The sequence below is a fragment of the Actinoplanes sp. DH11 genome (genome assembly GCF_020873875.1).
GTDB lineage: Bacteria > Actinomycetota > Actinomycetes > Mycobacteriales > Micromonosporaceae > Actinoplanes.
On sequence record NZ_JAHWGU010000022.1, the window covers coordinates 1 to 11,910 of the forward strand.

9 protein-coding genes are annotated in these 11,910 nt (G+C 69.0%); 4 read left to right on the forward strand and 5 right to left on the reverse strand.

The genetic code is table 11. The features are described 5' to 3' along the window. Positions 1-42: 42 nt before the first annotated feature. Entirely contained in the window at positions 43-1,854 is a 1,812-nt protein-coding gene (locus LPA41_RS27965) for a S8 family serine peptidase (protein WP_229073890.1), read from the reverse strand. Between the two features lie 147 nt (positions 1,855-2,001). On the opposite strand from LPA41_RS27965, the gene LPA41_RS27970 reads away from it, so the two are divergent. Further along, the gene (locus LPA41_RS27970) at positions 2,002-3,105 is read left to right on the forward strand and encodes an LCP family protein (RefSeq protein ID WP_229073891.1); all 1,104 of its coding nucleotides are present in this window, start codon (positions 2,002-2,004) and stop codon (positions 3,103-3,105) included. A 17-nt stretch (positions 3,106-3,122) separates the two neighbouring features. Then, a complete protein-coding gene (locus LPA41_RS27975; RefSeq protein WP_229073892.1) occupies positions 3,123-4,544 on the forward strand; it encodes a M1 family metallopeptidase in 1,422 nt (473 codons plus the stop codon). Positions 4,545-5,277: 733 nt separating this feature from the next. Here LPA41_RS27975 and LPA41_RS27980 read toward each other — a convergent pair. Next, positions 5,278-6,399, reverse strand: coding sequence for a GuaB3 family IMP dehydrogenase-related protein (locus LPA41_RS27980; RefSeq protein ID WP_229073893.1), 1,122 nt, complete (start codon positions 6,397-6,399; stop codon positions 5,278-5,280). A gap of 39 nt (positions 6,400-6,438) precedes the next feature. Continuing rightward, positions 6,439-7,926 (reverse strand): IMP dehydrogenase, encoded by a 1,488-nt coding sequence (guaB, locus tag LPA41_RS27985; protein WP_229073894.1) that lies wholly within the window; start codon positions 7,924-7,926, stop codon positions 6,439-6,441. Positions 7,927-8,045: 119 nt separating this feature from the next. Here guaB and LPA41_RS27990 point away from each other — a divergent pair, with 119 nt between their 5' ends. Continuing rightward, positions 8,046-8,450: a DUF5319 domain-containing protein gene (locus LPA41_RS27990; RefSeq protein WP_229073895.1), complete on the forward strand. Its 405-nt coding sequence runs from the start codon at positions 8,046-8,048 to the stop codon at positions 8,448-8,450. 305 nt (positions 8,451-8,755) lie between these two features. Here LPA41_RS27990 and LPA41_RS27995 read toward each other — a convergent pair whose 3' ends face one another. Further along, on the reverse strand, positions 8,756-9,607 hold the full coding sequence (locus LPA41_RS27995; RefSeq protein ID WP_229073896.1) for a response regulator transcription factor: 852 nt from the start codon (positions 9,605-9,607) through the stop codon (positions 8,756-8,758). A 230-nt stretch (positions 9,608-9,837) separates the two neighbouring features. Here LPA41_RS27995 and LPA41_RS28000 point away from each other — a divergent pair, with 230 nt between their 5' ends. Continuing rightward, a complete protein-coding gene (locus tag LPA41_RS28000) occupies positions 9,838-10,224 on the forward strand; it encodes a WhiB family transcriptional regulator (protein WP_229073897.1) in 387 nt (128 codons plus the stop codon). A 159-nt stretch (positions 10,225-10,383) separates the two neighbouring features. Here LPA41_RS28000 and LPA41_RS28005 read toward each other — a convergent pair whose 3' ends face one another. Beyond that, positions 10,384-11,907, reverse strand: coding sequence for a molybdopterin-dependent oxidoreductase (locus LPA41_RS28005; protein WP_229074029.1), 1,524 nt, complete (start codon positions 11,905-11,907; stop codon positions 10,384-10,386). Positions 11,908-11,910: the final 3 nt, after the last annotated feature.

Consider the following 11,910-nt stretch of genomic DNA (forward strand, 5'->3'; position numbering starts at 1 on the left):
TCAGGCGGCATCACGCCGGAGGAGCCACGACCAGCACCACGATCAGCGACGGTAGTAGGTACGCGTCGCCAGCTTCGTCATGTTGCCCGCCTTGTCGTACGCGCGGACGACGACCTTCATGGTCTTCTTCTGCTTCGACACCTTGAAGGACAGCTTGTAGCCGGCCTTCGTGTCGGTCGCCACAACCTTGTTGTTCACCAGCAGCTGGACCTTGGCGACCTTGTACTTGTCGCTGGCCTTCGCCGTGATGGTGACCGTGCCCTTCACCTTGGCCTTGTTCTTCGGGGCCTTGGTGATGGACAGCTTGGGCTTGGTGTTGTCCGCCACGATCCAGCGGTGCGGCGCCCAGCTGATGTTGCCGGCCTTGTCCGTGAGCCGCAGCTGCACCTTGATCGGGCCGTTCTTGCCCGCGGTGTTGAGCTTCGGCGCGAACGGGGCCACGTAGTCCCAGCTGTGCCACTTACCGTTGAGGTAGAGGTCGACGTTGCGGATACCGGAGCCACCGGTGTCCTTCAGCCCGACCGGGCTGACGGTCCGGCTGCCACGCACCAGCTGGTTGTGCGACAGGTTGCTGCCGCTCGCGCTCGGCTTCGCGGTGTCGTACCCCTTGCTCAAGGCGGCGTTCGCGTCGACCAGGCCGTACTTCACCCAGCCGCCGATGCCCCGGGCCGAGCTGGTGATCGCGTTGGAGAGGCTCCACCCGATGTACTTCGGGTTCTTGGAGTGCACCAGCGCGGCCACACCGGCGACCAGCGGAGCGGCGAACGAGGTGCCCTGGACCTCGTAGTCGTTGTAGTACCAGTCCCAGCAGGCGGCCGTGTTGCCGTCCCAGCAGTACTGGCCGTTGTTGCGCATGCCCGCGGTGATGCCGGGCGCGGCCACGTCGACCCAGCTGGAGCCGTAGCTGGAGAAGTCCGCCCGGGCGGTGCCGCCGGTCCGGGTGTTGGTGGCGCCGACGGCGAGCACGTCGCCGTACGCCGCCGGGTACTGCCGCTGGCTGCTGCCCTCGTTGCCGGCGGCCGCCACCACCAGGGCGCCGCGGCCGTTGGCGTAGGCCACCGCGTCCTTGAGGACGGGCGAATCGCCCGCGCCGCCCAGCGACAGGTTGATGATCTTCGCGCCCTGCTTGGCCGCGTAGATGATGCCCGCCGCGACGTCGGAGTAGCTGCCCGAGCCCGCGGAGTCGAGCACCTTGACCGGCAGGATCTGGCACTGCGTGCAGACGCCGGCCATGCCCGTCGAGTTGTTCGCCTTCGCCGCGATCAGCGACGCCACGACGGTCCCGTGCGGGAAGTCGCCGTCGTCCGAGGCGTTGTTGTCGTTGTTGACGAAGTCGTACCCGCGCAGCACCTTGCCGGAGAGGTCACCGACTCCCGACACACCGGTGTCGACCACGGCGACCTTGACCGCCTTGCCGGTCGTGGTGCTCCACGCGGTCGGCACCTTGATCTGCTTCAGCTCGGGCTGGTGGCCCTGGGCGTAGACCGGGTCGTTCGGCGCCACGTCGAACGCCTTGGCCTTCGGGTCCACCTGGACGTAGGCGACCGAGGGGTCGAGCCGCAGGGCGGCCATCAGGGCGGTCGCCTTCGCGGCGGGCACGTCGAGCGCCTTGGCGCTCACCTCGGCCAGCGCGGCGCGCAGCGCGTTGCCACCCTTGGACTCGTTGCTGCCGATGCCGAACCGGGACAGAGTGGGCTGCGCGGTGGCGCTGTCCACTCCGGACTTGAAGCCCACGACGAGCCGCACGGGTGCGGCCGCGGCCTGGGCGGGCGTGGCCACGCCGGCCACGCTGAGGCCGGCCGCGAGACTCGCGGCGACGATGCCGACGACGGCACGCCGGCTGGAAGAATTCATGCTTGGAGACCTCCCCGTAGCGAACGCCGGAGTCGGCGAATCGCCGAGCTAGCGTACTGGCGATCATGCATTTCGCAATAGGGGGTTGCATTGAACACGATATGTATAGTCGTTGAGCAGTACAACGATGTCCTCTAGGGTGCCGCTATGCGGAACAGCAAGATCACTTGGGCGGTGGTGGCCGGCGCGATCGTCGCGTTGCTCGCCGGCGTCGGCGTCGCGATCGCGATGAATCGGAGCTCCGGCGACACGGCCGCGCCGACGAGTTCCGCGGGCGCCTCGCGGGCCGTGCCCGCCCCCTCCGGCTCCGGGCCCGCCGACTCGGCCGGCGCCGACATCAAAGGCCCGCTCAACCTGCTGCTGATCGGTGTCGACACCCGGGTCAGCATCCCCGGTTACGAGCCGCACGCCGACACGGTCATGATGCTGCACGTCGACGCCGGGCTGAAGTCCGCATACCTCTACTCCCTGCCCCGCGACCTCCGGGTCGACATGCCGGCCTACGCGAAATCCGGCTTCGGCGGCGGTCGCCACAAACTCACCGAGGCAATGAGCCGCGGCTCGCGAATCCCCGGCGAAAAGACCGAAAAGAGCGTTGAGCAAGGGTACGAACTACTGACCACGGTATTGCGGGAATACACCGGGATCAAGAAGTTCCACGCCGGTGCCGTCCTCAACTTCGGTGGCCTGGAGAAGCTCGTCGACGAGCTCGGCGGCATCGACATGACCATCGACCAGAGGGTGAAGTCACGGCACCGCAAACCGGACGGCTCCGCCCGGCCGCTCGCACCCGGCGGCGGCGACCACGTCGGCCCGCAGGCGATCTACCAGCCCGGCGAGCGGCACCTCGTGGGCTGGCAGGCGATCGACTACGCGCGCCAGCGGTACGGCCTGCCCAACGGCGACTACGACCGGCAGCGGCACCAGCGACAGATGGTCAGCGCGATCCTCACCAAGGCGCTCGCCCAGGACATGCGGGACCCGGCGAAACTGGGCGGCGTGATCGAGGCGCTCGGTGACTCCCTCGTCTACGTCGGCGGGCGTACACCTTTCGAGTACGCGTACGCCCTCCGCGATCTCACCCCGGACAAGATCACCCTGGTCGACCTGCCGGGTGACGGCGTCTCCAGCGGTGGCCGGTACGTCGGTGAGCAGCTCAAGCCCGAGGGTGTCGGCTTCATCGAGGCGGTCGCGAAGAACAAGGTCGCCGACTACCTGGCCGACCATCCGAAACTGGTCAACCGGCCGTAGAACGTAGTCTCGTCGGCATGACGCGACGGGTTATCGGCACGCTCGCCGTGCTGGCGCTCCTGGCCGGCTGCTCGACAGGCCCGGAACCGGACCGACCGGAACCGGGCCCGTCGACGGTGCCGCCCAGCTTCTCCCCCGGTGCCGACGGCGCCGGCGACCCGTACTTCCCGAAGTACGGCAACGGCGGGTACGACGTGGCCGGTTACGACCTGGCCCTGCGCTACGACCCCAAGGCCGGCACCCTGAACGGCACCGCGACGATCACCGCGACCGCCACCCAGGACCTGTCCCGGTTCAACCTGGACCTCGCCCACCTGCGGGCCTCCGAGGTCACCGTCGACGGCGCGGCAGCCACCGGCACCGCAGGCGACGGCAACGAGCTGGTGATCACCCCGGCGGCCGGGATCGTTTCCGGGCGGCAGTTCACCGTCGTCGTCCGGTACGGCGGCACCCCCGGGCTGCTGGAGAACAAGGCCCTCGGCAACGGCGGGTGGATGCGTACCGCCGACGGCGGCGTCGCGCTCGGCCAGCCCGAGTCGGCGAGCACCTGGTTCCCGGTCAACGACCACCCGTCCGACAAGGCGACCCTGAAACTGGCGATGACCGTCCCCGACGGTGTCGAGGTGCTCAGCAACGGCGTACCCGGCGAGCGGACCACCGCGGCCGGCTGGACCACCTGGAACTGGGCGGAGAACTCGCCGATGGCGAGCTACCTGGCGACCGTCGTGATCGGGCAGTACCGGATCACCACCGGGCAGCACCGCGGCCGTCCGATGGTGACGGCGATCCCGGAGTCGTTGCCGGCGAACGGTCCGGCGGCCCGATCCCTGGCCCGGACCGGCGAGATCACCGACTTCCTGGAGACACAGTTCGGGCCGTACCCGTTCCAGGCCAACGGCGGCGTGGTCGTCGACGAGGACAAGATCCAGTACGCGCTGGAGACCCAGGCCCGCCCGGTCTACGGCAACACCTTCTTCACCACCGGCGAGAACCTGAGCGTCGTCGCACACGAACTCGCCCACCAGTGGTTCGGCGACAGCGTCGCCCTCACCCGCTGGCAGGACATCTGGCTCAACGAGGGCTTCGCCACGTACGCGGAATGGCTCTGGTCCGAGCACGCCGGCCAGGACACCGCGCAGGAGATGTTCGAGACCGCCTACAACACCTTCAACTGGGCCGAGATCCCCGGCGACCCCACACCGGCCCGCCTTTTCGGCTCAGCCGTCTACCAGCGAGGCGGCATGACAGTGCACGCCCTGCGCAAAACCATGGGCGACAAGGCCTTCTTCACCTTGGTCAAGTCCTGGACAGCCACCCACAAGGACAGGAACGTGACGACGGCCCAGTTCACCGAGGCAGCCTCCAAGGCCGCCGGCAAAGACCTGACCCCGTTCTTCCAATCCTGGCTGTACGGAACCCAAAAACCCCCCACCCCCTAACCCCCAAACAAAAGCCACCGGTCCAGCCCCAGGCGCGGAGCAGAAGTGCAAAAAGCGTCGATGCACGCACCAACCCATGCCCGCGGCCACCGCGCACTCACCACAGCACCCCGCGTCACACCCGTGCCCCGGTTGCCCGTGCCCAGTTGCCCGTGCCCAGTTGTTGATCTGCTAGCGCCACAAAATCGCTGTGACCATGCCCCCGAAACCGCAATTTCGCATCGCTAGCAGATCAACACCCCAAGCAAGGCAAGGCAAGGCAAGACAACGCAAGGCAAGACCGGGCAGGGCAGGGCAGGTCGAGATCAAGCTAGGCCAGGCCGCGCCACCGTCAGGCCGAGGTCGTCAACGCCAGCGCCAGGCCGAGGTCGTCACGCCAGGGTCAAGGCGGGGATCGTCACGCCAGCGCCAGGCCGGGGTAGCGCCAAGGCCAGCAGCCCAGTCACCGCACCAACAAACCAACTCACTCACAGTGAGCAGGCACCCCCAACAAAACAATTTTCCCCGTTACGGCCTAGCCACTCCAGCCCCCTCACCGGGAACAAGGCGTTTTGCCGCGGAGCGAAGCGAAGCCAGCCAGCACAGCAGCCAGACCCACAAAGCCCACCCACCGGGGGTGTGCCAAGGCGTGAAACCGCAAGGTCCCGGGGGTGGACCAAGACGTGAAGGCAAAAGGTCCCGGGGGGGGCGGGCCAAGACCTGACAAGGCGCAAGCCCCAGCCCTCACCCCACCTCAGCTCCGATCAAGCACCAAAGCAACCTTCTGGAACTCTTTGACATCCCGATACCCACACTTGGCCATAGCCCGCCGCAGCCCCCCGAACAGGTTCAGCTGCCCGTCAGGCCGATCCGCAGGCCCGTACAAAACCTGCTCCAGGGTCCCATCAGGCTCCCCCGCCACGCAGAACCCGCCACGAGGCAGATCCGGGTGGCTCGCAGCCGAATGCCACCAAGCCCCGCCGGCCGGCGCCCCCGCGGCAAGCGACAACGGCTCACCCAGCATCACCGCGTCGGCACCGCAGCCGATGGCCTTGGCGATGTCTCCGGACGTGGCGATCCCCCCGTCGGCGATGAGATGCACATACCGACCACCGGTCTCGTCCAGGTAGTCGCGGCGAGCGGCCGCAGCGTCGGCGATGGCGGTGGCCATCGGCACCCGGATGCCGAGCACGGTGTCCGTGGTGGACCATTCGTCGGCGCCGACGCCGACGATCACGCCGGCCGCGCCGGTGCGCATCAGGTGCAGCGCCGTCTTGTAGTCGGTGCAGCCGCCGACGATGACGGGCAGGTCGAGGTCGGCGATGAATTCTTTGAGGTTCAGCGGTTCGTCGGTGGTGGACACGTGCTCGGCGGAGACCAGGGTGCCCTGGATGACGAGCAGGTCGACGCCGGCGTCCAGGACGACCGGGGCCAGCGCCAGGGTGTGCTGCGGCGAGACCCGGACGGCGGTGGTGACACCGGAGGCGCGGATCTGCCGGACCCGCTCCGTGATCAGCTCCGGCTTGATCGGTTCCGCGTACACCTCTTGGAGGCGCTTGGTGGCGTCCGCGTCCTCGCCGAGGGCGGCGAGCTCCTCAAGGATCTTGGTGGGGTCCTCGTAGCGGGTCCAGAGACCTTCGGCGTTGAGCACGCCGAGGCCGCCGAGGCGGCCCAGGGCGATCGCCGAGTCCGGGCTCATGGTGGCGTCGGACGGGTGCGCGACGCAGGGGATCTTGAAGGGGTACGCGTCGAGCTTCCACTCGGTCGACACGTCGTCCACGTCGCGGGTGCGGCGGCTCGGAACGATCGCGATGTCATCCAGGTGGTACCCGCGCTGGGCGGTCTTGCCGAGGCCGATCTCCACGACGTCACGCATGATGAAGCGCCTTAGTCCTTATCGGGGTGGTTGGGCGGGTCAGCGGGAGTGGTAGTTGGGTGCCTCGACGGTCATCTGGATGTCGTGCGGGTGGCTCTCCTTGAGGCCGGCCGCGGTGATCCGGATGAGCTGTCCCCGGTCCTGCAGGTCGGGGATGGTCTCGGCGCCCACGTAGCCCATGGCCGCCCGCAGACCGCCGATGAGCTGGTGCGCGACCCGGGACAGCGGGCCACGGTAGGGAACCTGGCCCTCGACGCCCTCGGGGACCAGCTTGTCCTCGTTGACGTCCTGCTGGAAGTAGCGGTCCTTGGAGTAGGACTTGGCCTGACCGCGCGACTGCATGGCGCCGAGCGAACCCATGCCGCGGTACGACTTGTACTGCTTGCCGTTCATGAAGATCAGCTCGCCGGGGCTCTCCTCCGAGCCGGCCAGCAGGCTGCCGAGCATCACGGTGCTCGCGCCGGCCACGATCGCCTTGGCGATGTCGCCGCTGTACTGGATGCCGCCGTCGCCGATCACCGGGACACCGGCCGGCCGGCAGGCCCGGGCGGCCTCCATGATGGCGGTTATCTGCGGGACGCCGACGCCCGCGACGATCCGGGTGGTGCAGATCGCGCCGGGGCCGACACCGACCTTCACCGCGTCCGCGCCGGCCTCGACGAGTGCCTTGGCGCCCGCGTAGGTCGCCACGTTGCCGCCCACGATGTCGATCGTGGTGTCCTTCTTCAGCCGCGCCACCATTTCGAGCACGGCACGCTGGTGCCCGTGCGCGGTGTCGACGATCACCACGTCGACGCCGGCGTCGATGAGGGCGCGGGCCCGCTTGTAGGAGTCGTCACCGACACCCACCGCGGCGGCCACCCGGAGCCGGCCCTGCGGGTCCTTCGCGGCGTTCGGGTACTGCTCGGACTTGGTGAAGTCCTTGACGGTGATCAGCCCGCGCAGGCGGCCGGCCTCGTCGACGAGCGGAAGCTTCTCCACCTTGTGCTGCCGCAGCAGCTCCAGCGCCTCGTCCTTGGTCACCCCGACCGGGGCGGTGATCAGCGGCGACTTGGTCATCACGTCGCGCACCTTGGCGCTGTGGTCGCTGACGAACCGCATGTCCCGGTTCGTCACGATGCCGACCAGGACGCCTTCCGCGTCCACCACGGGGGCACCGGAGATCCGGTAGCGCCCGCAGAGCGCGTCCACCTGGTTGAGGGTGTCGTCCGGGCTGCACGTGACCGGGTTGGTGATCATGCCGGATTCGGAGCGCTTCACCAGGTCGACCTGCGCGGCCTGGTCCTCGACCGAGAGATTGCGGTGCAGCACGCCGATGCCGCCCTGACGGGCCATCGCGATCGCCATCCGCGCCTCGGTCACGGTGTCCATGCCCGCGGAGAGCAGCGGGATGGTCAGCTCGACGTTGCGCGTCAGGCGCGTCACGGTGTTGACCCGGCTGGGGACGACATCCGACTCACCGGGCTGCAGCAGCACGTCGTCGAAGGTCAAACCGAGCGGAACAGTGCGGGCGCTGTCAGTTTCCACAAATCATCCCTAGAGAAGAGGCGGAGTCCATCATCCTACCCATCCCAGGTCGGCGACCCGGCCGGCGGACAGAACGTGCGGGCCAGCACACCCCGACGGGAGGTGAGTACGGTAAGGGGGTGCAAGAAGAGCCGATCGACCCGTTCAACGGCGATCCCGCCGACCCGGCAGCCGGGCTCGACGACCTCAACGAGGACGCCGAATCCGAACCGCTGACCGAGGAAGAGCGGCAGGACGTCCTGGAAGACCTCTCCGACCTGGAGATCTATCAGGCGCTGCTGAGCCCGACAGGCATCCGCGGGCTGGTCATCGAGTGCGAGGACTGCCACGAACCGCACTATTTCGACTGGGATCTGCTGCGCGGCAACCTGCGGCACCTGCTGGACAGCGGGCGGCCCCGGGTGCACGAGCCTGCTTATGACCCGGACCCGGATCACTATGTGACTTGGGAGTACGCGCGGGGATATGCGGACGGCGTGCATGACACGTTGAGTGAGGGCTCGGAGGACGAAGGGTCCTCTTGATCTTCAGGTGGTAGGCGAGATGTGGCTGAGGCCAAACCGGCTACGCGTCTACAAACGCAGCTGAGCTGGCTGGCTGCGCTTCGCTCCGCTGCAAAACGCTGAGCTGGCTGGCTGCGCTTCGCTCCGCTGCAAAACGCCTTTTAACCGGTGAGGGGGCGGGTGATTCTCCGCCGTCCGCAAACCCCGCGGACGTCGGAGAATCACTCGCCCCCTCACCGGCGGCGTTTTGCGGGGGGCTGGAGTGGCTGGGTGTAACGGGGAAAATGGGGCCGTTGGTGGGAGCTCGGCCTTGGTGGTTGGTTGTTTTAGGCCACTAGGCCTGCTCTGAAGCCTGCTGCTACTGCGTGGGCTCTGTCTCGGGCGCCCAGTTTTCGGAAGAGGCGCCTGGCGTGGGTTTTGACGGTGTCTTCGGAGACGAAGAGTTCTCGGCCGATCTCGGCGTTCGACTTGCCGTCGGCCATGCCCCGGAGGACCTGCAGTTCTCGCTCGGTGAGCGTGAGCCGCCGGCCGGCCGGTGCGGCCTCGCCCATGCCCACCCCGGCCTCGTTGCCGGGCCAGGCCACCATCGGCCGGCCGGTGGCCGGGTCGATCGGGGCGTCGCCGCGCTGCGCCGGGACCATCGGCGCGTTCGGACCGAGCATGGCCGGCACCGCGGCCGCGTTCGGAACGCCCATGCCCGGACCGTTGTGGTACTGACCCCGCGCACCCGGGGAGTTGGTGTTGCGCACCCCGCCGGCCACCGTGGCCGGTTGAGCGTTGGCGCCGTTGATCGGCATGCCCTGCGGGCGAACCGGCAACAGCAGTAGGAGCAGCGCCTTGGCGACGACGCTGACCAGGTCGTGCTCGACGCCGCGGATGACGCCCCGGGCTCCGGCGGCGACCGCTGCCGCCGCCACCCGCGGATCTTCCGCACCGAAGAGCACTAGTTGCGCCTGTGGGGCGCGGGCCAGCACACGCCGGGTGAAGCCGACGCTGTCCGGCCGGGTTACGGCGGTGTCAGCCAGGACCACTTCCGCCGGCCGTTCCGCCAGTCGGATCATGGCCTCGGTCTCGCTGACCGCGGTCCGGACGACACCGGTCATGCCGAGCCGGGCCGCGGTGGACGCGACGGTCTGGGCCGCCAGCGGGGTTCGGACGCACACGAGGACGGTACGCACAGTGATCCTCCTTCTCTCTCAGAGGAGATCACGCGAGGGCCGCAGCATTACGCGCTTTAGATGGAAAAAACGGGAAAGATAGGTATGACTTGCCACCCCTTTGCCATACCGCTCGCGAAGACATCGACATGGTGCGTGTGAGTCGGCGATCGCTGGGGTACACCCGGCGAAGGCCTGGGCACAGGCCCTCATGACAACGCTCCGCGGTGCCGCGCGGGAGGAGGGTGTTGATGTCGAACGTTCGCAGACTGCCCGGGCCCATTGCCGACCTGTGGGATTGGCAACGGCTCGGAATCTGCCGGGGCCGGGACAGTGCACAGTTCTTCCACCCCGACGGCGAGCGCGGGTCGTCCCGCAACCGCCGCGAGGCCAAGGCCAAGACGATGTGTGGCGCGTGCCCGGTCCGGGCCGAGTGCGCCGCGCACGCCTTGGCAGTGCGCGAGCCGTACGGTGTCTGGGGAGGTTTCAGCGAATCGGAGCGGCTGCGGCTGCTCGCGGTCGGCTGGGAGGACCTGGCGGATCGTCACGGACGAGTCGACCTTGCCCGGCTCGAGGCGCGCCTCGGCCGGCCCCACAAGACGGCGGTGCCGTCGCAACGACAGGCCCCGGCGGCCTGACGCCGCCCGGCGCGCGGCATCACCACACGACTGGTGTCTCGGTCCTTCGCGGAGGACCGGGACGGGTGGTTCAGCGGTTCTCCAACCGCATCGGTGGACATGCAAGCCACCGTATGAGCGACTTGCGTTTCCGAGTCGGACCGAAAGTGCGGCTTCCGGCTACTCGACATCAACCTCCACCTGGTGCCACCCGGTAGCGCCGTCCGGCGCGGGCGGCGCCTGGTTCGCAATCTGTGTCACCCCGTCGGTATCGGTCGCCCGGACGCGCAGGGTGTGCCGGCCCGGCGTCGCCGGCCAGGACAGGCTCCACTGCCGCCAGGTGTCCGCCGACGCGGCCGGGGCGAGCGACGCCGGCTGCCATGCACCGTCGTCGACCTGCACCTCGACCCTGTCGATCCCGCGGTGCTGAGCCCAGGCGACCCCGGCGACGGTGACCGGACCGGCCGGCCGGGAGGACCCGTCGCGCGGTGTGTCGATGCGTGACTGCGTCTTCACCGGCGCCTGCGCCGACCAGCCCCGGGGCACCCAGTAGGCGTCGAAGCCGGCGAACGTCGTCAGCTCGATCTCGGTGATCCACTTGCACGCGGAGACGTAGCCGTACAGTCCGGGAACGATCATCCGGGCCGGGAACCCGTGCGCCACCGGCAGCGGTTCGCCGTTCATCCCGACCGCCAGCAGCGCGTCCCGGCCGTCGCGGAGCACGGCGGTCGGCGCGCCACAGGTCCAGCCGTCCGCCGACCGCTGCACCACCTGATCGGCCCCGGGCAGCGGATCCGCCTCGTCGAGCAGCGCCTTGATCGGCGTACCCAACCAGAGCGCGTTGCCGATCAGATCGCCACCCACCTCGTTGGAGACGCACGCGAGAGTCACGTGGCGTTCCACCATCGGGCGCCGCAGCAACTCGTCCCAGGTGATCTCGATCGGGTTCCGGACCATGCCGTGGATGCGTAAACGCCACGTAGCCGGGTCCACCCGAGGCGTGACGAGAGCGGTATCGATCCGGTAGAAATCCCGGTTCGGCGTCACCCACGGGACGGCCCCGGGCACCTGCACCCCGCCCGGGACCACCGGCGTCGGCTCGATCGGCGCGGGCAGCGCGACGGACTGCCGGGCCACGTCCACCGCGCGGCGCGAGCCGATCATCCGCCCGGTCACACCGGCGCCAGCGGCGGCCAGCGCCACGAACCCCGCATCACGGAGAAATCGCCGCCGGTTCCCCACGGCGTACGAGCTGTCGCGCACCCCGGCCACGTCGGAGGGAGTCGCGTCCCGCAGGCAAAGGCATCGCAAATACCGCAGCACGGCTGCCGCCACGGCCGCACCGAGCACCGACGGGAGAACCGCGGCCGGGCCGGCACCCTCCCGGCTCACGGCGGCCGCGGCGCCGAGCAGGCCGAACAGCGCGATCCCGGCGACTGCCGGCACCCATCGGCGGAGGGCGAGCACGCCCAGCCCGTACGCGTAAAGGCCCAGCAGGACAAGAGTGCCGATGATCAAGGCGGTCTTGTCGTGCACTCCGAAGACCCGGATGCCGAAGTCCTTCACCGCCACCGGCACGTGATCGATCACCACGCCGCCGACCGCGACGAGTGGACCGGACGCCGGCCCGGTGCCGGCCGCGACCAGTTCGGCCGCGCCCAGCGCCGCCCCCGCCGCCACCACTCCGGCGAGGCCGGCCCGCATTGT

What these genes read in the sequence shown, in the direction of transcription:
- LPA41_RS27970 (WP_229073891.1), top strand. Translation starts at nt 2,002, where the DNA reads ATGCGGAACAGCAAGATCACTTGGGCGGTGGTGGCCGGCGCGATCGTC.
- LPA41_RS27980 (WP_229073893.1), bottom strand. Translation starts at nt 6,399, where the DNA reads ATGCGTGACGTCGTGGAGATCGGCCTCGGCAAGACCGCCCAGCGCGGG.
- LPA41_RS28005 (WP_229074029.1), bottom strand. Translation starts at nt 11,907, where the DNA reads ATGCGGGCCGGCCTCGCCGGAGTGGTGGCGGCGGGGGCGGCGCTGGGC.
- LPA41_RS27965 (WP_229073890.1), bottom strand. Translation starts at nt 1,854, where the DNA reads ATGAATTCTTCCAGCCGGCGTGCCGTCGTCGGCATCGTCGCCGCGAGT.
- LPA41_RS27975 (WP_229073892.1), top strand. Translation starts at nt 3,123, where the DNA reads ATGACGCGACGGGTTATCGGCACGCTCGCCGTGCTGGCGCTCCTGGCC.
- LPA41_RS28000 (WP_229073897.1), top strand. Translation starts at nt 9,838, where the DNA reads ATGTCGAACGTTCGCAGACTGCCCGGGCCCATTGCCGACCTGTGGGAT.